18 protein-coding genes are annotated in these 18,722 nt (G+C 68.9%); 11 read left to right on the top strand and 7 right to left on the bottom strand.

Translation table 11 applies throughout. From position 1 onward, the window contains the following. Positions 1-127: 127 nt before the first annotated feature. Positions 128-1,207: a histidinol-phosphate transaminase gene (gene hisC / locus ABTX78_RS11470; RefSeq protein WP_352206569.1), complete on the bottom strand. Its 1,080-nt coding sequence runs from the start codon at positions 1,205-1,207 to the stop codon at positions 128-130. Between the two features lie 355 nt (positions 1,208-1,562). Between hisC and ABTX78_RS11465 the strand changes: the two genes are divergently transcribed. From ABTX78_RS11465 to ABTX78_RS11455, 3 genes are all read left to right on the top strand, one after another. Beyond that, positions 1,563-2,675 carry a LacI family DNA-binding transcriptional regulator gene (locus ABTX78_RS11465; protein ID WP_352206568.1) on the top strand — a complete coding sequence of 371 codons (1,113 nt, stop codon included), beginning with the start codon at positions 1,563-1,565 and terminating at the stop codon, positions 2,673-2,675. A gap of 174 nt (positions 2,676-2,849) precedes the next feature. Continuing rightward, positions 2,850-4,064: a metallophosphoesterase gene (locus tag ABTX78_RS11460; RefSeq protein WP_352206567.1), complete on the top strand. Its 1,215-nt coding sequence runs from the start codon at positions 2,850-2,852 to the stop codon at positions 4,062-4,064. 147 nt (positions 4,065-4,211) lie between these two features. Continuing rightward, positions 4,212-5,042 (top strand): hypothetical protein, encoded by an 831-nt coding sequence (locus tag ABTX78_RS11455; RefSeq protein ID WP_352206566.1) that lies wholly within the window; start codon positions 4,212-4,214, stop codon positions 5,040-5,042. A gap of 99 nt (positions 5,043-5,141) precedes the next feature. Here the strand turns inward: ABTX78_RS11455 and thiC are convergent, their stop codons facing one another. Beyond that, positions 5,142-6,908 carry a phosphomethylpyrimidine synthase ThiC gene (thiC, locus tag ABTX78_RS11450; RefSeq protein WP_352206565.1) on the bottom strand — a complete coding sequence of 589 codons (1,767 nt, stop codon included), beginning with the start codon at positions 6,906-6,908 and terminating at the stop codon, positions 5,142-5,144. 220 nt (positions 6,909-7,128) lie between these two features. Between thiC and ABTX78_RS11445 the strand changes: the two genes are divergently transcribed. Beyond that, complete coding sequence (locus ABTX78_RS11445; protein WP_352206564.1) at positions 7,129-8,475, top strand: YibE/F family protein; 1,347 nt, start codon at positions 7,129-7,131, stop codon at positions 8,473-8,475. 15 nt (positions 8,476-8,490) lie between these two features. Here ABTX78_RS11445 and ABTX78_RS11440 read toward each other — a convergent pair whose 3' ends face one another. The 4 genes from ABTX78_RS11440 to ABTX78_RS11425 all read right to left on the bottom strand — a co-directional run bounded on the left by ABTX78_RS11440 (position 8,491) and on the right by ABTX78_RS11425 (position 10,571). Then, complete coding sequence (locus tag ABTX78_RS11440; RefSeq protein WP_352206563.1) at positions 8,491-8,925, bottom strand: SsgA family sporulation/cell division regulator; 435 nt, start codon at positions 8,923-8,925, stop codon at positions 8,491-8,493. A gap of 107 nt (positions 8,926-9,032) precedes the next feature. Beyond that, the gene (locus ABTX78_RS11435) at positions 9,033-9,803 is read right to left on the bottom strand and encodes an IclR family transcriptional regulator (protein ID WP_352206562.1); all 771 of its coding nucleotides are present in this window, start codon (positions 9,801-9,803) and stop codon (positions 9,033-9,035) included. A 109-nt stretch (positions 9,804-9,912) separates the two neighbouring features. Further along, on the bottom strand, positions 9,913-10,125 hold the full coding sequence (locus ABTX78_RS11430) for a DUF5326 family protein (protein ID WP_352206616.1): 213 nt from the start codon (positions 10,123-10,125) through the stop codon (positions 9,913-9,915). 128 nt (positions 10,126-10,253) lie between these two features. Continuing rightward, the gene (locus ABTX78_RS11425) at positions 10,254-10,571 is read right to left on the bottom strand and encodes a cupin domain-containing protein (protein ID WP_352206561.1); all 318 of its coding nucleotides are present in this window, start codon (positions 10,569-10,571) and stop codon (positions 10,254-10,256) included. Between the two features lie 51 nt (positions 10,572-10,622). Here ABTX78_RS11425 and ABTX78_RS11420 point away from each other — a divergent pair, with 51 nt between their 5' ends. From ABTX78_RS11420 to ABTX78_RS11405, 4 genes are all read left to right on the top strand, one after another. Continuing rightward, positions 10,623-11,000, top strand: a complete 378-nt coding sequence (locus ABTX78_RS11420; RefSeq protein ID WP_352206560.1) for a phage holin family protein — start codon at positions 10,623-10,625, stop codon at positions 10,998-11,000. 241 nt (positions 11,001-11,241) lie between these two features. After that, entirely contained in the window at positions 11,242-12,369 is a 1,128-nt protein-coding gene (locus tag ABTX78_RS11415) for a cystathionine gamma-lyase (protein WP_352206559.1), read from the top strand. Between the two features lie 348 nt (positions 12,370-12,717). Then, positions 12,718-13,608 carry a LysR family transcriptional regulator gene (locus ABTX78_RS11410; RefSeq protein WP_352206558.1) on the top strand — a complete coding sequence of 297 codons (891 nt, stop codon included), beginning with the start codon at positions 12,718-12,720 and terminating at the stop codon, positions 13,606-13,608. A 52-nt stretch (positions 13,609-13,660) separates the two neighbouring features. Then, positions 13,661-14,140 carry an NUDIX domain-containing protein gene (locus tag ABTX78_RS11405; RefSeq protein WP_352206557.1) on the top strand — a complete coding sequence of 160 codons (480 nt, stop codon included), beginning with the start codon at positions 13,661-13,663 and terminating at the stop codon, positions 14,138-14,140. Positions 14,141-14,261: 121 nt separating this feature from the next. Here the strand turns inward: ABTX78_RS11405 and ABTX78_RS11400 are convergent, their stop codons facing one another. Next, positions 14,262-15,989, bottom strand: coding sequence for a globin domain-containing protein (locus ABTX78_RS11400; protein ID WP_352206556.1), 1,728 nt, complete (start codon positions 15,987-15,989; stop codon positions 14,262-14,264). Positions 15,990-16,748: 759 nt separating this feature from the next. Between ABTX78_RS11400 and ABTX78_RS11395 the strand changes: the two genes are divergently transcribed. The 3 genes from ABTX78_RS11395 to ABTX78_RS11385 all read left to right on the top strand — a co-directional run bounded on the left by ABTX78_RS11395 (position 16,749) and on the right by ABTX78_RS11385 (position 18,714). Beyond that, positions 16,749-17,294 (top strand): DUF2269 domain-containing protein, encoded by a 546-nt coding sequence (locus ABTX78_RS11395; protein ID WP_352206555.1) that lies wholly within the window; start codon positions 16,749-16,751, stop codon positions 17,292-17,294. A gap of 5 nt (positions 17,295-17,299) precedes the next feature. Continuing rightward, positions 17,300-18,157, top strand: a complete 858-nt coding sequence (locus ABTX78_RS11390; protein ID WP_352206554.1) for a GNAT family N-acetyltransferase — start codon at positions 17,300-17,302, stop codon at positions 18,155-18,157. 98 nt (positions 18,158-18,255) lie between these two features. Then, positions 18,256-18,714, top strand: coding sequence for a MarR family winged helix-turn-helix transcriptional regulator (locus ABTX78_RS11385; RefSeq protein WP_352206553.1), 459 nt, complete (start codon positions 18,256-18,258; stop codon positions 18,712-18,714). Positions 18,715-18,722: the final 8 nt, after the last annotated feature.

The following is an 18,722-nucleotide window of genomic DNA, read 5'->3' as shown; positions in this document are numbered from 1 at the left end:
ATTATGGCGCATGCTTCGCTCGTACTGGCGACCGGGGGGTACCCCTTTCGGAAAGAACCCCCATGAGCACCGGGCTCATGGGGGTTCTGCCGCTCCGAAGCGGCGACGCTCGGGGAGCGCGCAGGCGCTACATCTGCGCGCGGAACGCCTCCGCGGTGTGCAGGAAGATGTCGTTGGCCTCGGACTCCCCGATCGTGACCCGCACACCCTCGCCCGGGAAGGGCCGCACCACGACACCGGCCTGTTCGCACGCCGCCGCGAAGTCGGCCGTGCGCTCGCCGAGCCGCAGCCAGACGAAGTTCGCCTGGGTCTCGGGGACGGTCCAGCCCTGCTTGACCAGGCCCTCGTACACCCGCAGCCGCTCGCACACCAGCAAGCCGACCCGGCCGAGCAGCTCGTCCTCGGCGCGCAGTGAGGCAACGGCCGCGTCCTGCGCCAGCTGCGTCACGCCGAAGGGCACCGCCGTCTTGCGCAGCGCCGCGGCCACCGGCTCCTGGGCGACCGCGAAGCCGACCCGCAGCCCCGCCAGCCCGTAGGCCTTGGAGAACGTCCGCAGCACCGCCACATTGGGGCGCTCGCGGTAGATGTCGATGCCGTCGTGCACCTCGGGGTCGCGGATGAACTCGCGGTACGCCTCGTCCAGCACCACCAGGACGTCCGACGGCACCCGGTCGAGGAACCGCTCGAGCTCGGCCCGGCGGACCACCGTGCCGGTCGGGTTGTTGGGGTTGCAGACGAAGATCAGCCGCGTCCGGTCGGTGACCGCGCCGGCCATCGCGTCCAGGTCGTGCACCTCACCGCTGGTCAGCGGCACCTCCACCGGCGTCGCCCCGCTGATTCGGGTGATGATCGGGTACGCCTCGAAAGACCGCCAGGCATAGATGACCTCGTCGCCGGGGCCCGAGGTGGACTGCAGCAGCGACTGGGCGACACCCACCGAACCGGTGCCGGTCGCCAGATGCGACAGGGGCACCCCGAAACGGTCGGACAGCTCGTTCATCAGGCCGGTGCAGGCCATGTCCGGGTACCGGTTGAAGTGGTGGGCCGCGCCGGTCACGCGCTCCATCACCCCCGGAAGCGGCGGATACGGGTTCTCGTTGGACGACAGCTTGTACGCGACAGGGCCGCCGGCCGCCGCGGGCCTGCCCGGCTTGTACGTGGGAATGCCGTCCAGCTCGGCGCGCAGCTTGGGGCTCGTCTCGCTCACCGCAGGTCCTCCTCGAGGAGTCCGTTCACATCGGAACCAATACTCCTCACCCTATGAGGATTCGCGGCCGCTGCGAATGGACGCCGGGAAAGTGGGGGAGCGCGCACTTTCCCGGCGTGCGCCTGTGGCTCACTCCGTAGCGCGCATCACCCGTAGTGGTGAGTTGAGACCTCTTCGAAACATGAGCCATTCGGCAGGCCGATGCCACCGGACACCCGAGACGCTGGCGCCGGACCCGTCAACTTCCTTGGTTTCCAAGGGAGTTGGTAGTTTATGATCTTGCAGAAACGTGCCTGTCAACTCAGGCATATGCGACCGGCTCAACCGCCCGCACGAGCCCTACTATCGGCTCGCCATGACAGCAGCAGGGAAGCACCAGGTGAGCCGGACGGACACATCCCGCCGGAGCAGCCGGCAAGGTCGTGCAGGCATTCGAGACGTTGCCGCCGCAGCCGGTGTCTCCATCACGACTGTCTCCGACGCGCTCAACGGCAAGGGCCGGCTCCCGGACGCCACCCGCCGGCACGTCCGCGAGGTCGCAGACCGGCTGGGCTACCGCCCCTCCGCGGCGGCACGCACGCTCCGCACCGGGAAATCAGGCCTCATCGGCCTGACCGTCACGACGTACGGGGATGAACCTTTCACCTTCACGGAGTTCGCGTACTTCGCCGAGATGGCCAGAGCCGCGACCTCCGCGGCACTCGCCCGCGGCTATGCCCTCGTGATCCTTCCGGCGACATCCCGCCACGACGTGTGGTCGAACGTCGCCCTGGACGGCACGGTGGTCATCGACCCCTCCGACCACGACCCGGTGGTCACCGAACTCGTCCGCCAGGGCCTGCCCGTGGTCTCCGACGGCCGCCCGGCGGGCACCCTCCCGGTCACCGCCTGGGTCGACAACGACCACGAAGCCGCCGTACTCGATCTGCTCGACCACCTCGCCGACGCCGGCGCCCGCCGTATCGGGCTGCTCACCGGCACCACCACGGACACCTACACGCGCCTGTCCACGACCGCGTACCTCAACTGGTGCGAGCGGGTCGGCCAGGACCCGGTCTACGAGTCCTATCCCGCGCACGACCCGTGCGCCGGCGCGGTCGCCGCCGACCGGCTGCTCGCGAGGCCGGACCGGCCCGACGCCGTCTACGGACTGTTCGACCCCAACGGCACCGATCTGCTCGCCGCCGCCCGGCGGTACGGACTGCGCGTCCCCGAGGATCTCCTGCTGGTCTGCTGCAGCGAGTCGACGGTGTACGCCACGACCGAGCCGCCCATCACCACCCTCTCGCTGAAACCGCGCAGGATCGGCACGGCGGTCGTCCAACTCCTCATCGACGCCATCGAGGGAATCAACGAGGACCGTCCGGTCGAGCAGGTGATACCGACCGAACTGATCGTCCGGACGTCCTCCCAGCGACGAAATCCGCGAACGACGGTGAGCGCGCCGCGTTCCCCTTCACCGGACTAGACCTTCCGAATGGGGACGAAACGACCGGCATGCCAGGGGTGCGGGCGGATTCACCACCCCTGGTGCGTCACAGAGCGCGGACCTCATTCCTATGATGGGCGCACGACACCGCGGACCACCCCGACCAGGCTGGGCCGAGAGGTGAACGGCGGCGCGACGGTGGTGGAGGGGTCGATGACTCAGGGGGCCGGTCAGGGACCCGTGGTGCGTACGGAGACATTGCGTGATTTCCGTGTCCCGCCCTATGCACAGGTGCCGGTGCAGTCACCGTCGCCCCAAGGACAGGGGCAGCGTCCGGAGATGCCCGACGAGGCGCCTTTGGGGGCCCACGCTCAACACCCCTACGTGCCGGCTCAAGGCCAGGAGCCCATGAGCCGAGCCCACGAGGAACGGCGGGCCCCGCAGTCCGCAGCGCCCTCCTCGCACCCCGGCAACGCGGTGCCCGAGGACGAGATGCCGGACGGGTACACCCCCACCGCGCGCGATCTCCCGGTGATCAGGTCAGGCGGGCCGGGCGACACCGTGCAGGTGCATGTCGACCCGGAAGAAGCCGACGCGTCCGAGGACGGCCTCGGTCCGCTCTATGTCGTCGGCGACGTCCACGGCTATCTCGACGAACTCGTCGCCGCCCTCACCGCGCAGGGTCTCATCGACACCGAGGGCAACTGGTCCGCGGGCAACGCCCGTCTGTGGTTCCTCGGCGACTTCACCGACCGCGGTCCCGACGGGATCGGCGTCATCGACCTCGTCATGCGGCTGTCCGCCGAGGCCGCGGCCGCCGGCGGCTACTGCAAGGCCCTGATGGGCAACCACGAGCTGCTGCTCCTCGGCGCCAAGCGGTTCGGCGACACCCCCGTCAACTCCGGTGCGGGCACCGCCACCTTCCAGGCGGCCTGGCTGCTCAACGGCGGGCAGAAGTCCGACATGGACCGGCTGCAGGACGTCCATCTCCAGTGGATGGCCCGCCTCGACGCGGTCGTGGAGGAGGACGGGCACCTTCTCCTGCACTCCGACACGACGGCGTACCTCGACTACGGCTCCACCATCGAGGACGTCAACGACACCGTCCACGCGATCATCACCCGCAATGACGCCGACGAGTGCTGGGACGTGTTCCGCAAGTTCACCAAGCGCTTCGCGTTCCGCGACGGCGGCGGCCCCGAGGCGGTGCGCGAACTCCTGTCCACATACGGGGGCACGCGCGTCGTGCACGGTCACAGCCCCATTCCGTATCTGCTCGGCGAAGTGGGCACCGAGGACGGCGAGGACGGTGCCCGCCCGGTCGTCGAGGGCCCGCATGTGTACGCCGACGGGCTCGCGATCGCGATGGACGGCGGCGTGACCATGGCCGGAAAGCTGCTTGTCGTGCAACTTCCGCTGCCCAACTGAGCAGAGTACGACAGGCGATTTACTGAAACCCCCTGTCACCCCGTGCCGTAACCGCTCTACCATCGGCTTATCCGTAGCAGGCTCTCCTCCGTTTCCGCCCAACTGCCCGGTTCGCCCGGTCAATCCGGCCCTACGGAGCATCGGGGGATGCACATGAACAGCGCTCCGCACCTGCTGACCGAGGATCGCGCCGAGTACGAGCGCATCCTCGACGACGCGCTGCGCAACGCCCGTGACCGTCCGGACCTCGCTGCCGTGGGGCAGCGACTGAACACCGAACAGCTGCGCACGATGGCCCTCAACGCGACGGCGCTCATCACCACTGCCGCCGCGGCCGAGTACGAGCACTACACAAAGATCCGCGAGGAGACGCGCGCCCCCAAGGCCGCCACGTCCGTGCGCAATTCCGTGCTGGCGCCGGTCACCGGCGAGGTCACCGCCGAGAGCGGTGCGGGTTTCGCCGCCGTCATCGCCGTGCTCGCTCCGGTGCTCGCCGGCACGGCCGCGCTGATATTCCTGCTCGTCGGCTACATCCTGAAGGCGCTCAGCCCGTCGGCCTCGTTCGCGCAGACCCTGATCTCGGCGGGCTGGTTCTTCGGGGCTCTCACGGCGGTCGCGATCCTGGTGGCCGCGGTGGCCCTGCTGCTCACCGCGCTGCGCAACGGCGCGACGCAGGTGCCCGCCGAAGAAGTGACGGGTGAACTCCCCGACGAGGTGGCACGTGCCAAGGACGCCTGGCGGCACGCCCTGCTCGAACGGGGCCTGCTGCCCTTCCTGCGGGCGGCGCTGGCGGACCCCAGCGCCGACCCGACGTCGAGCAAGCCACCGCGACCGGTGAGCCGTATCCCCAAGGTCGGCTACAGCGGTCCGGACTACTCGAGCCCCAGCGAGGGCTCGACGGCGGGCCAGCGCCCCACGTTCACCAGCCCGGACTTCACCAGCCCGGACTTCGGCGGACCCGAGCACCAGCCGGAGTGATGCCCGAGGCGCGCCCCCGCGACCACGGGAGCGCGCCTCGGACACCCTGGACGTACGACCTCGCGGACGAAAGAACCGCGGGTCAAAGAGCCGCTGGGCTCACTCGGCGATCGGCAGGTACACCCGGTTACCCGCGGCGGCGAACTCCTTGGACTTCTCCGCCATCCCGTCCTCGATCTCCTGCTGCGAGTCACCGTGCCGGCGCCTGATGTCCTGCGAGATCTTCATGCTGCAGAACTTCGGCCCGCACATGGAGCAGAAGTGCGCGGTCTTCGCCGGCTCGGCGGGGAGTGTCTCGTCGTGGAACTCCCGTGCCGTGTCCGGGTCGAGAGCCAGATTGAACTGGTCCTCCCACCGGAACTCGAAGCGCGCGTCCGACAGTGCGTCGTCCCACTCCTGCGCGCCCGGGTGGCCCTTGGCCAGGTCCGCGGCATGAGCGGCGATCTTGTAGGTGATGACACCGGTCTTCACATCGTCCCGGTTCGGCAGGCCCAGGTGCTCCTTGGGCGTGACGTAGCAGAGCATCGCCGTGCCCCACCAGGCGATCATCGCCGCTCCGATCCCGGAGGTGATGTGGTCGTACGCGGGAGCGACGTCCGTCGTGAGCGGGCCGAGCGTGTAGAACGGCGCCTCCTCGCAGATCTCCTGCTGGAGGTCGATGTTCTCCTTGATCTTGTGCATCGGGACGTGACCGGGTCCCTCGATCATCGTCTGCACATGGAACCGCTTGGCGATCGTGTTGAGTTCACCGAGGGTGCGCAGCTCGGCGAACTGCGCCTCGTCGTTGGCGTCCGCGATCGAGCCGGGCCGCAGCCCGTCGCCGAGGGAGTACGTCACGTCGTACGCCGCGAGGATCTCGCACAGTTCCTCGAAGTTCTCGTAGAGGAACGACTCCTTGTGGTGTGCCAGGCACCAGGCGGCCATGATCGAGCCACCGCGCGAGACGATGCCCGTCTTGCGGCGGGCGGTGAGCGGGACGTACCGCAGCAGCACGCCCGCGTGGACCGTCATGTAGTCGACGCCCTGCTCGGCCTGCTCGATGACCGTGTCCTTGTAGATCTCCCAGCTCAGCTCCTCGGCCTTGCCGTCCACCTTTTCGAGAGCCTGGTAGAGCGGCACGGTGCCGATCGGCACGGGGGAATTGCGCAGCACCCATTCGCGGGTGGTGTGGATGTTCCGGCCGGTCGAGAGGTCCATGACCGTGTCCGCGCCCCACTTGGTGGCCCAGGTCATCTTCTCGACCTCCTCCTCGATGGAGGAGGTGACCGCGGAGTTGCCGATGTTGGCGTTGACCTTCACCAGGAACCGCTTGCCGATGATCATCGGCTCGATCTCCGGGTGATTGACGTTCGCCGGCAGGACCGCCCGGCCCGCCGCGATCTCCTCGCGCACGACCTCGGCGGGCACGTTCTCGCGGATCGCGACGTACTCCATCTCCGGGGTGATCTCGCCCCGGCGCGCGTACGCGAGTTGCGTCACCGCCTGCCCGTCCCGGCCCCGGCGGGGCTGTCGCGGGCGGCCGGGGAAGACCGCGTCGAGATTGCGCAGCCCGCCGCGCGGCGAGGTGTGCTTGATCCCGTCGTCCTCGGGGCGGACGGGACGGCCCGCGTACTCCTCGGTGTCACCGCGTCCGATGATCCAGTTCTCCCGCAGCGGCGCCAGGCCGCGGCGGACATCGGTTTCGACGGTGGGGTCGGTGTACGGCCCGGACGTGTCGTACAGCGTGACGTCCGTGCCATTGGTGAGGTGCACCTGACGGACGGGCACCTGGAGGTCGGGGCGCGAGCCCTCGACGTATCCCTTGTGCCAACCCGGCGTGCGCTCCGTCTGGTCGGCGGCAGGCGTGTGTGCATCCTGAACGGTCATGAGACCTACTCCCTACGCCGGCATTACCCGGTAACAGGTTCGGCGGTCGACGCAGCGGCTTCCGTCCGACGGTGTTTCACGTGAAACACCACGAAGACGAAGGTCAGCGCCCTCTCAGCCCGGTGCTCCGAGCTCCCGCGTGTGCAAAGGTGCCTCCACGCTAGCGTCATGTCTGGCGCGCTGAACAGAGGCCCCCATCCGTTCTTGCGATGATCTGTGGGTGACCTCATCGCCGCCCGACCCGCATCAGACGCCCGAGCCGCACGGCCACTCGCACTCCCATGGCCCCGCCGCACCCGTCTCCCAACACCTCCGCAAGGTCATCGCGGCCGTGCTGATCCCCTTCGCCACCGCGGTGGTCGTGGGGCTTCTCGTGCTCTGGCCAGGTGGCACACCCGGCCACGAACGCACCGGAGTGGGCTTCGACCGTCAGACCGAGTCGGGCAAGGTGGTCTCGGTCGAGAAGGTCGACTGCAAGGACGTGAACGCCGGACAGGTGCCGCCGACCGCGGATCCCACCACACCCGAGGGGCGTGAGGCGGCCAATGCCCAGCAGGGCGACTGCGGGAAGGCGACCGTCGAGGTCACCTCCGGCAAGAACAAGGGCCGGACCTTCGTCGAGATCGTCCAGCCGGACGCTCCACGGCAGTTGAAGAAGGGCCAGGGCGTCGTGGTGGCGTATGCCCCCGACGCACCGCGCGATCTCCAGTACTCGGTGACGGACGTGGACCGCGGATTCCCGATGGCGCTGCTGGCCGGCATCTTCGCGCTGGTGGTGGTTCTGGTCGGACGCATGCGCGGGGTGATGGCGCTGCTGGCGCTCGTCATCTCGTTCGCGATCCTGACGGTGTTCATCCTCCCCGCGATCCTCCAGGGCTCCAATCCGCTGATCGTCGCCGTGGTCGGAGCGAGCGCCATCATGCTGATCGCGCTCTACATGTGCCACGGACTGACAGCGCGTACCTCGGTCGCGGTGCTGGGCACGCTGATCTCCCTGCTGCTCATCGGTCTGCTCGGTTCGCTGTTCATCGGCTGGGCGAGCCTGAGCGGCAATACCGACGACAACACCGGTCTGATCCACGGCCTGTTCCCGAATATCGACATGAGCGGTCTGTTGCTGGCCGGCGTCATCATCGGCTCGCTCGGCGTCCTCGACGATGTGACGGTGACCCAGACGTCCGCCGTATGGGAACTGCATCAGGCCGACCCGGACATGGGCGCGAAGGGGTTGTACCGGGCGGGCATCCGTATCGGAAGGGATCACATCGCATCCGTCGTCAACACCCTTGTCCTGGCCTACGCGGGCGCCGCGCTGCCGCTGCTCCTGCTGTTCTCCATCGCACAGAGCAGCGTCGGAACCGTCGCCAACAGCGAGCTGGTGGCGGAGGAGATCGTGCGGACCCTCATCGGATCGATCGGTCTGGTCGCGTCGGTACCGGTGACGACCGTTCTGGCGGCGCTGGTGGTCTCGGCGGACCGGCCGGGGCTGCCCGGAAGGGAGGGCCATGTCCCCGCCCGCAGCACGGCGCCGGGGCGGGGCGGCAAGGGCCGCCGTCGCAAGAAGTGAGGCGGCCGCGGCGGCTCAGCCCGCGTTCTCCTCGGCGAGGATGCCGTCGAGCGCCTTCTCCAGGCATTGCCTGAAGTCGCCGTACCGGTGCTCCTGGCCCAGCGGTACGAGCTTGTCGGTGCGGTCCAGGAAAGCCACGACAGGCGCCGCCCCGACCTGGAACAGGGCACGGTCACTGCCCACTTGGAGCCGGATGGCGAGGTCACAGAGGCCCGCCGGGCCGGTGGGCGAGATGTGCACATCGCCGTCCCCGCTCGGCCCGCTGATCCCGTCCAGCAGCAGCTCGCGTCCGAAGGCCCAGGTCACAGGTGCGTCGCCGGGCAGATGGAAGGTCATCCGCACGGCATAGGGATCCTGTGTCTCGTAGCGGAGCCCCACCGGGATCCGGAACGAGAGCTCCTCCGAGACGAAGAAACTCATCAGGACCTCGGCCTGGACCGACTCGCGCATCATGTACTCCGCAGTGAATGAGGCCTGCTGAAACGGCCAGAACGATCCCCTTGGCCTTCTTGCCACAATCGTGGTGTAAGCGCCAGAGGACCACAAGGAGTGATTGTTCAGATACTGATAGAGAACGCGAGCGCGCCGAGCAGACCGCCCATTCCCCTGCGCAGTTGCTCGATAGCCGGAAGCAGTCGATCTTCCTGGTGCAGGGGCAGCGAAATGGCCATCGTGGCCGCACCGGAACCGGCGGTGACCGGGATGGCGGCGCAGACCGTGCCGAGCGCGTACTCCTGTCGCTCCACGACCGGTTGCATCCTGCCCGTGGTGGCGAGCCGGTCCAGGAGCGTGCGGCGGTCGGGCACGGAGTAGGGAGTCACCGGCTGGATCGGATGCCGGTCCAGATGGTCACGGCGGGCGTTCTCGTCCAGCTGGCTCAGCAGACACTGCCCGATCGCGTGGGCATGGCCCGTCTCACGGAAATCCGCCCACTCCGCGACGGCGGGTGCGTAGGGGGTGTCGGAGACGGCGACGAGTTCGATCTCGCCCTCGCGGTAGAGCGCGAAGTAGACCGGGACGCCGATCGCGTCCCGCCAGTGCTGGAGTGCGTCCTCGAGCCTGCTGCGACGATTCTGCACGGACTCACCGAGCGCGAGCCGGCCGACCGCGTCACCGAGGACGAACACCCCCTTCTCGCGACGGAGATAGTCCTCGTGCGTCAGCGTACGCAGCAGGTGGTACGCGGTCGGCAGGGGAATGGCGGCCTCGCGCGCGAGCACCTTGGCGGGCGCCCCCTCGGGGTGGGACGCGGCGGCTTCCAGCAGCCTCAACGCCCGCTGCACCGAACCGATGAGCGTAGGGGTCGCGGCAGTCGTCGCCGTGGCCAATGGTCACCCCCGGGCTGGATGGGCTGCCACAGTAATGGCCGCCCCGCCGGGTGAACCCGGGGTTCGGCGGGCATTCCCCCGCCCGGGTTAACGCCCTGCCCCGCAGCGGCTACCAGTCGCCCCGAGAACTCGACGACGTCATGAACTTCCGTACGACAAAGATGAGTCCGGCGACGAGCGCGACGAAGACCAGAAGCTTGAAGAGCAGCCCGATCACAAAGCCGATCACGCTGGTGATCAGGCCACCGAAGACGAACAGAGCGATGACGGGCACCGCGACCCACTTCACCCACCACGGCATCCCCGCGAACACTTCCCGCACAGCCATCGCCCTTACCTCGCTTCTCGGAGTTCCTGCCTTCGATGCTAGGCGGACACATGGGGTGTGCGGGGGGCCGCGATCCCTTGAACTCCCCTGACCGGGCCCCTAGGGAGTCACCGGGTCCGGGGTCAGCTCTCAGGCGGAGAGAAGATCACCATCACCCGCAGGTCCTCGGTGATGTGGTGGAACTTGTGGGCCACTCCGGCAGGGACGTAGACGACACTGCCGCGACCGATCTGGGTCGTCTCCATGCCCACCGTGATGGCGGCACGTCCGCTGACGACGAGGTAGATCTCGTCCTGGTTGTGGGGCATCTGCGGGTCCAGGGAACCCGCGTCGAGCGCGTAGAGACCCGCCGACATGTTCCGCTCGCGAAGGAACTGCAGATATGCGCCGTCGTTCGCGGCACGCTCCGCCTCCAGCTCGTCCAGTCGGAATGCCTTCATCGTGCGTCCGCCCCTGCCGTCGTCCCGATCACGTCTGCCACGATCAGACACATGATGAATTTCGTAGTCAAGACGATCGCCAATGCGGGTGCCCTGGCCGTGGCCATCTGGCTGGTCGGGGACATCACCCTCACCGGGGACAGTACCGGCAGGAAGGTCCTGACCCTGATCCTGGTCGCCCTGCTGTTCGGTTTGGTGAACTTTGTGGTCAAGCCGGTGGTGCAGCTGCTGACACTGCCGCTGTTCATCCTCACTCTCGGCCTGATCACGCTGATCGTGAACGCCCTGATGCTGCTGCTCACCTCATGGCTCGCCGACGTGTTCGACCTGAACTTCCATGTCGAGGGCTTCTGGACGGCAGTCCTGGGCGGCCTGATCATCTCGGTGGTGTCGTGGGCGTTGAACGTCGCCCTGCCCGACAAGGACTGACCCGCGAGGGACCGACCCGAGAGGGACCGACCCGAGAGGGACCGACCCGCGAGCGACCGACCCGCGAGCGACCGACCTGAGAGGGACCGGCCCGGTGGGACCGACGGAGCCCTGCAGAGTCCAAGAGGGGTCCGACCTGCGGACCCGGCGACGGCCGGCCGGGCACGTGTCCGAAGATGGTGGTGGCGCCGGGCGAGGGCGGTCCGGCGCGGTACAGAACGCAAGGCGAGGAGTGGTCGGCATGAGCGGTGGCACTGGAGAAGGCACGCGGGCGGTACGGGCGGGTCTGCCCGACCCGGTGAAGTACGAGCCGACCCTGCCGGGCCCGGTCTTCGCGGCCCACTTCCATCTGCCGGGCGAGCCGACCGGGCCCTACACCTACGGCCGCGACGACAACCCCACCTGGACCCACTTGGAACGGGCGATCGGCGAGCTGGAGGCACCGGGCGAGGCGGTCGAGACCGTGACCTTCGCCTCGGGCATGGCCGCGATCTCCGCCGTGCTCTTCTCCCAGCTGAAGGCCGGTGACGCGGTCGTCCTGCCCGACGACGGCTATCAGGCACTCCCGCTGGTGCGCGAGCAGCTGGAGGCGTACGGCGTCGAGGTGCGGACCGCGCCGACCGGCGGTGACGCCCAGCTCGCCGTTCTGGAGGGCGCCCGGCTGCTGTGGATCGAGAGCCCGTCCAACCCGGGGCTCGATGTCTGCGACATCCGGCGGCTGGTGCGGGCGGCACACGGCGCCGGCGCCCTCGTCGCTGTCGACAACACGCTCGCGACACCGCTGGGGCAGCGGCCGCTGGATCTGGGTGCCGACTTCTCGGTGGCCAGCGACACCAAGGGGATGACCGGCCACGGCGACATCCTGCTGGGACATGTCACCTGCCGCGACACCGAGCGGGCCGCGAAGGTGCGGCGCTGGCGCAAGGTCGTCGGCGCGATCCCGGGCCCCATGGAGGCCTGGCTCGCGCACCGTTCGCTGGCCACGCTCCAGCTGAGGTCCGAGCGGCAGTGCGCGAACGCGATGGCGCTCGCGGAGGCGCTCGCGGGGCGGGAGGACGTCATCGGGCTGCGTTATCCGGGGCTGCCGACGGACCCCTCGCACAAGATCGCCTCGCAGCAGATGCGGCGGTTCGGCAGCGTGGTCTCCTTCGTCCTGCCCGATCGTGAGCACGCGGAGCGCTTCCTGGACGCGCTGCGGCTGGTCGACGACGCGACGAGCTTCGGCGGAGTGCGCTCGTCGGCGGAGCGGCGCGGGCGCTGGGGCGGGGACGAGGTGCCGGAGGGCTTCATCCGGCTTTCGGCGGGCGCCGAGGACGAAGACGATCTCGTCGCGGATGTGCTGCGGGCGCTGGACGAGGCAGCGCGATAGGGCCACGCCGAGCCGGCGGAACCCGGGCCCCAGGGGGCGCAAGGCGGGCGGTTCGATGGACCGGGGGCGCACGGCGCCTCCGCGTGGGCCGTCCGGGGGCGCGCACCGAGGTGTGCACGGAAGCCGGGGCGTACGCCCGGGTACGTCAGCCGCTGAGCGGCACATAGCTGAAAATGGCGGTCCGAGCCTCCCCCCTCATGGCTCGGACCGCCCCGGTTCGTTTCGCGAAGAACCGCGCCAACAAGGCTAGTTGACTCTGCGTCAGTGTCCAATCACAGTAGCGACAGCGACCTATCGACTTATTTATAGTTGTCCGGTCCGGGGCGTCGACTGTCGGGAGGGCTCGGCATGGATCTGGCCCTGCTGCGCACATTCGTCACGGTGCACCGGGCCGGTTCCTTCACCCGGGCGGCCGCCCTGCTGGGGCTCTCACAGCCCGCGGTGACCGGGCAGATACGCACCCTGGAACGCCAGCTGGGACGCCCGCTGTTCCTGCGTCAGGCGCGTGGCGTCACCCCCACCACCATCGGCGACGAGCTCGCCCACCGGGCCGCTCCACATCTCGACGCCCTCGTGGAGATCACGGAGACCGGTCTGGACGAGGAAGCGGGCGTCCGGACGCTGCATCTCGCGGGACTCCCCGAGTTCACCTCACTGAGGGCCCTGCCCGCCCTCACCCCGCTGGTATCCCAGGGCATGACGCTGAGGGCGTCCTTCGGGAACGCGGAGGAGACGTTGGAGGGACTGGCCGCAGGACACCATGATCTGGCGATCACCACCGCGCGGCCGCGCGGCGGACTGCTCAGCTCGACCCCGCTCTGCGACGAGGAGCACGTTCTGGTCGCGTCGCCGCGCTGGGCTGCCCGGCTGGGGCCCGAGGAGCTGCACGGCGGCCATGTGCTGCTGGAACAGCTCCCCGTGGTCGAGGTCCACGAATCGCTGCCGCTGGTCTCGCGCTACTGGTCCTCCGTCTTCGACTCCCGGCCGGCAGCCGCGGCCGCCGTCATCGCGCCGGATCTCCGGGCGGTCCTCGAAACCGCCGCGTCGGGCGCGGGGCTCGCCGTCCTGCCGCGCTACCTGTGCGAGCAGGACCTCCTCAGCGGTCGCCTGGTGGCGCTTCTCGACCCTCCGGTGCCCCCGTTGCGCACGTATTTCCTCGCCGTCCGTACCGGCACACTCGCCCTTCCGCACATAGCGCGGGCGCACGAGTGGCTGCTGCGCGCTGCGGTCGACTGGTGACAACCCGGGGACCAGGAGTTTCAGAACGGGCGCCGCGGGCCATTTTCTAGCCATGACCGAACGGCCAGTGGTCAAGCGCACCGCACGCGCCATCCTGCTCGACGGCGAGAATCTCGTCCTGATCAAGCGCACCAAGCCAGGCGTGGATCCGTACTGGCTGACGCCGGGCGGCGGGGTCGAACCCGAAGACGCCACCGTCGTGGACGCGCTCCACCGCGAGGTGGACGAGGAACTCGGAGCCAAGATCACCGACGTGGTGCCGTGTTTCGTCGACACCGTCGAGCACATCGCGGACGGCGGAGTCACCGGTGTGAAGGTGCAGCACTTCTTCGTCTGCCGGCTGGAGTCCATGGACCCCTCGCGGCGGCACGGCCCCGAGGTGGAAGACCCCTGCGGGGAGTACGAGATCGTACGGGTGCCCTTCAGTCGCGTGGGTATCGCGGCCGTCCACCTCGTGCCCTTGTCGCTGCGGCACTACCTGGACGGCAATATCGAGGGCGTCCGGGCGATGCACGCGCCTGACCTGGGCTGACGCCGATTCGGTGACCTGGGCAGACGCGGACCGGTCGGCGGCACCGCTCGTCGGTGGCCACTGCCCGGTCACGTGTGCGCTCTCCGGTGCTCCGGGACCCGCTCCGGCGGTCGCCGGTTCCTCAGTCGCCGGCCGCGACGAGCTCTTCGAGAGAGTCGTGGCGGATCCGGTCGACCGGGATGCCGATGCCGCGCAGCGCGTGCACGCCGCTGCGAATCATCCCGGGCGGCCCGGACAGAAAGGCGCTGTACTCGTACCAGGGGCCGAACTCCCTGACCGCGTCCGGGAAGTGCGACCGGTCGTCCACGACAGGCCGGACGGACAGCCAGGGGTGCTTCTGCTGCAACCGCAGCATGGTGTCGATGTCGTACAGGTCGAAATTGGTCCGCGCCCCGTAGAAGACCTCGACGTTCCGACGCGTCCCGTGTTCGGCGACGTCCTCGACCAGGGCCTTGATGGGCGCGATTCCCGTGCCGCCACCGAGACAGAGCAGACCGTTGTCGGTGGTGTGGTCGACGGTCATCGACCCGGCGGGCGGGCCGAGCCGCAGCACATCGCCCGGCCGCGCGTGATGAACGAGAGCGTTGGAGACCCAGCCGGCCGGGACGGCCTTCACATGGAAAGTGAGCAGACCGTCCGAGCGCGGGGCCCCGGCGAAGGAGTAGTGCCGCCAGATCCGCGGCCACCAGGGCGTCTCCAGGCTGGTGTACTGCCCGGCCACAAAGGCGTAGGGCTGGTCCGGACGGACGGTGATGATCGCTATATCGGGCGTCCGCAGATCATGCGAGACGACCTCGGCGTGCCACCACGCAGGCGCGAGACGCTCGTTCTGGGCCGCCGCGTCGATCATGATCTGCGAGATCGTCGTGTATGTCCGCACCCAGGCGGCCTCGGTCTCCTCGTCCCAGGTGGACGTGGCATACCGAGTCAGCGCACCGATCAGGGCCTCACCGACGGCCGGGTAGTGGGCGGCCTGCGTGCCGTACTTCCGGTGCCCGCGGCCCAGGTGCTGGAGGTAGTCGGTGAGCACCTCGGCGTTGTCCATGTGCTCGGCCGCGGTGAGCAGCGCTTTCAGCAGCCGGTCGCGCTGGGAGTCCATGGCGGCCGGGAAGAGCCCGCGCAGTTCGGGGTGCCGGACGAAGAGCAGGGCGTAGAAGTACGACGTGACCTTGTCCGCGACGGGAGCGACCTCCGCCATCGTCCGGCGGATGAGGATCGCGTCGGGGGAGGCGTTGTCGGCAGGTGCGGCGGGCGCCCGGTGGTCCGCGAAGGGATCGTCGTATGCCGGGGCTTGTTCGCCCTGGGCCCCAGGAGCGGCCTGGGCTTCGTGCGCGGGAGCCTGATGGCCCGCCGGGGGCTCAGCGCCCTGGGTTTCGCGCGGATGGCCGGCCAGGTGCAGCCGCATCGGTGTCTCACGGGGGTGGCCCGCCTCGTGCTGCTGCGTCCGGCCCTGCGGGGCGTCGTGCTGCGGGTGCCCGCCCTGCGGGGCGTCGTGCCTCGGGTGGCTGCCCTGCGCCGCGTCGTGCTGCGGGTCCTGGTCGTGCCGCGCCTCAGAGAGCGGGGCTCTGTGAGGGAGGTCGTCGTCAGCCGCGGCAATCTGCTCCGCGGGAAGAGGCTCGGACTCTGTCGCTGAAGGCGGTGGGGCGGTACGGGAGGCACCCGACCCCACCGGGCGTATGGACGCCACCGGCCGCTTGGGGACGGCGGTCCGTTCCCGGCCGCTGCCCTCCGGCGCGTCACCGGATGCGGTGCGGCCCTGGTCCGGCTGCTTGCGCGGCGTGAACCAGCCACCCTTGTCGTTTTCGCCTGAAGTGCCGTAGTCGGCCGACGTGGTGGTCGGAGCGTCCATTGTCTGCCTCGCCTCGAACATCTCTCGGTCGGTCCCCGCACTTCCGGTGATTCGGAACGTGCCTCATTCCCCGCTTCTGCCCCAGGACTATGTCCAGACCACATTAACCATGAGCCCCGGCTGATTCGGGACGAGCGGGCTCGGAATGTGACGTTGACCGCAGCACCCGTCGTCGCAGCATGTCAGTCGGCGCTCCGGCAACGGACAAAGAGCGGAAAGTCCGGGCATCCACACCCGCTTACCCGTTAGGCTCCCATGCCACCCATGTCTGTTCACCGGGCACCGCCGGGCCGCTGCCATCAGCCGTATCGCCCGCGGAAACGCACCAGTTCATAGGCCTCGCGCAGATTGCCCCCCGCATCGATGTGTGGCCGCGCCCGAGAGACGGCGGCCGGCGTGCACAGCGCCCACGGTGGGCACCGACGCACAATCTCTGCGTCGGACATGGAATCACCGCATGCGACACATGCGTCCAGACCCATCTCGGACTCTGCACAGGGCCGGTCCGCGATCTTCACGTATACGGCCGAGCAGAGAATAGCGGCGGTCATCCTGGGTGAGTCAACGGTGTCCCCCACATGCGGCCGCCGTCGTCTTCTGGGCGCCATGGGAACGTCATCCGTGCGCCATCGGAAAGACACAGCCGGAAGAGTCTGCCCGCGCGGTCGGTCGCCGAGCGTCATGTACGCCGAGGCTAGTACCGGGGATTACTCCCGCTGTCAGACGTCATACATCGCCCTGCCCGGCACTGTGTTTCACGTGAAACCACTCAAGCGCCCCGCTCGCCGGGCCATCCTCGTCGTCCATGTCGCCGCAGCCGCCGGCTGGCTCGGGCTCACGCTCGGCCTGCTCGCGCTTGCCGTCTCGGCCAATGTCACCGAATCCGCCGCCATGATCGAGGCCGCGGCCCGATCGATGAAGGTCTTCACCGACTGGCTGGTGCTTCCCGTGGCCCTGCTGACCCTTCTCAGCGGACTAGTTTTGTCGCTCGGCACCAAATGGGGCCTGGCACGGCATCGTTGGGTCTACACGAAGTTCTGGCTGACCCTGGTCACCATCGCGGCGTCGGCCTTCGCCCTCCGTCCAGGTGTCGACGACGCCGTCGAGACCCTCTCGTCGGGCGCCGCCCTGCCCGATCCCCTCGGCCTGATGATGGGACCGATCGTCTCCTTCAGCGCCTATGTCTTCATGACCGTCATCTCCGTCCTGAAGCCCTGGGGACTCACCCGCCGTGGCCGTCGCCTGCGCAGCGCGAGCACTTCCGCGAAAGCACTGGACGAGCGATCACTGCGTCAGACAGCCTGATCCTCATGTCGACACCGCTCCCGGAGCTCACCATCCGCCGTCTCACCAGGGACGACCTCGTTGCCTGCGCCGATCTTTCCGAGGACCGCGGATGGCCACGCGAGGAACACAAGTGGGGCCTGCTGCTGGCGGCGGGGACGGGGTACGGAATCGATGACCCAGCAGGGAAGGGACTGGCCTCGGCGTCCGTCGTCACGTCGTACGGCCCCGGGCTGTCCGCCATCGGCATGGTCCTGGTCGCGCAGCGGTACGAACGCCGGGGCATCGGGCGCCGCATGATGCAACACCTGGTGCGGGACGCCGGGACGACCCCGCTCACCCTGCATGCCACCCCCAGCGGCCGACCGCTGTACGAGCAGCTGGGCTTCGTCGACGTCGGCCGCGCGGAGATGATCCGAGGCCGCTTCCGGCCGGACCCGACCGCCGCCACGGCCGTGACCACCCGCCCGGCAACCGCCGAGGACCTCCCCCGGATCGTCCGACTGGACACCGAGGTATTCGGACTGGACCGCACCCACATGATCGCGCGCCTGCCGGCCTTTGCGGACCAGCTCCGCGTGGCCGAGGACGATGGCGTACTGACCGGCTACGCCGCGGCCTGGCCGAACATGGAGACACATGTCATCGGTCCACTGATCGCCCGTGACACGGACACGGCCAAGGCACTGATCACCTCGCTCGCTCCAGCCACGGACCGGCCTTTCCGGACGGACATCGATGTACGGCACGAGGAACTGCTGGCCTGGCTGAAGGAGCGCGGCCTCGAACCGATCGCCTTCAACGCTGTCATGACCTACGGCATCGACGCTCTCCCCGGCGACTGGACGCGCCGTTTCGCCCCGCTGTCGGTGGCCGCAGGGTAGAACTCCCAGGTCGGAGCGCAGATGATTGCAAACGCGGAATATTGCGCGTGTCGTCTATCCTTGATGAAGTAGCCGCTCGGGCTGGAGGAGGAAGACAGATGACCGCGACCGATCCCGCGCTCACCGCGCTCTCCCAGAGCTGGTGCGCTCTTTCGCTGCTCCACGGGAGGATCGAGGCCCACATCGAGCGGGCACTCGAGAGCAAGCACGGGCTGAGCATGCGCGAGTACTCGCTCCTCGACGTCCTGAGCCGCCAGCACAGCGGCCCCGGCGGGCACCTCCAGATGAAGCAGGTGGCTGACGCCGTCGTGCTCAGCCAGAGCGCCACGACCCGCCTGGTCACCCGTCTCGAGGACCGCGGGCTGCTGACGCGGTATCTCTGCGACACCGACCGGCGCGGCATCTACACGGACGTGACCGAGGCGGGCCTCACCCTGCTTGCCGAGGCCCGCCCCACCAACGACTCGGCGCTGCGCGAGGCTCTCGACGAGGCCGCCAAGGTTCCGGAGCTCGCTCCCCTGGTCCGCACCGTCGAGGAACTTCGGGTCCCCGCGTAGTCTGCCGA

The sequence above is a fragment of the Streptomyces sp. NPDC096193 genome (assembly GCF_040302905.1).
Lineage (GTDB): Bacteria > Actinomycetota > Actinomycetes > Streptomycetales > Streptomycetaceae > Streptomyces.
The sequence above is the reverse complement of the archived record's forward strand: the minus strand, read 5'-3'. Positions and strand labels throughout refer to the sequence as shown.

What these genes read in the sequence shown, in the direction of transcription:
- ABTX78_RS11465 (WP_352206568.1), top strand. Translation starts at nt 1,563, where the DNA reads ATGACAGCAGCAGGGAAGCACCAGGTGAGCCGGACGGACACATCCCGC.
- ABTX78_RS11460 (WP_352206567.1), top strand. Translation starts at nt 2,850, where the DNA reads ATGACTCAGGGGGCCGGTCAGGGACCCGTGGTGCGTACGGAGACATTG.
- ABTX78_RS11455 (WP_352206566.1), top strand. Translation starts at nt 4,212, where the DNA reads ATGCACATGAACAGCGCTCCGCACCTGCTGACCGAGGATCGCGCCGAG.
- thiC (WP_352206565.1), bottom strand. Translation starts at nt 6,908, where the DNA reads ATGACCGTTCAGGATGCACACACGCCTGCCGCCGACCAGACGGAGCGC.
- ABTX78_RS11440 (WP_352206563.1), bottom strand. Translation starts at nt 8,925, where the DNA reads ATGCGCGAGTCGGTCCAGGCCGAGGTCCTGATGAGTTTCTTCGTCTCG.
- ABTX78_RS11425 (WP_352206561.1), bottom strand. Translation starts at nt 10,571, where the DNA reads ATGAAGGCATTCCGACTGGACGAGCTGGAGGCGGAGCGTGCCGCGAAC.
- ABTX78_RS11420 (WP_352206560.1), top strand. Translation starts at nt 10,623, where the DNA reads ATGATGAATTTCGTAGTCAAGACGATCGCCAATGCGGGTGCCCTGGCC.
- ABTX78_RS11415 (WP_352206559.1), top strand. Translation starts at nt 11,242, where the DNA reads ATGAGCGGTGGCACTGGAGAAGGCACGCGGGCGGTACGGGCGGGTCTG.
- ABTX78_RS11410 (WP_352206558.1), top strand. Translation starts at nt 12,718, where the DNA reads ATGGATCTGGCCCTGCTGCGCACATTCGTCACGGTGCACCGGGCCGGT.
- ABTX78_RS11405 (WP_352206557.1), top strand. Translation starts at nt 13,661, where the DNA reads ATGACCGAACGGCCAGTGGTCAAGCGCACCGCACGCGCCATCCTGCTC.
- ABTX78_RS11400 (WP_352206556.1), bottom strand. Translation starts at nt 15,989, where the DNA reads ATGGACGCTCCGACCACCACGTCGGCCGACTACGGCACTTCAGGCGAA.
- ABTX78_RS11390 (WP_352206554.1), top strand. Translation starts at nt 17,300, where the DNA reads ATGTCGACACCGCTCCCGGAGCTCACCATCCGCCGTCTCACCAGGGAC.
- ABTX78_RS11385 (WP_352206553.1), top strand. Translation starts at nt 18,256, where the DNA reads ATGACCGCGACCGATCCCGCGCTCACCGCGCTCTCCCAGAGCTGGTGC.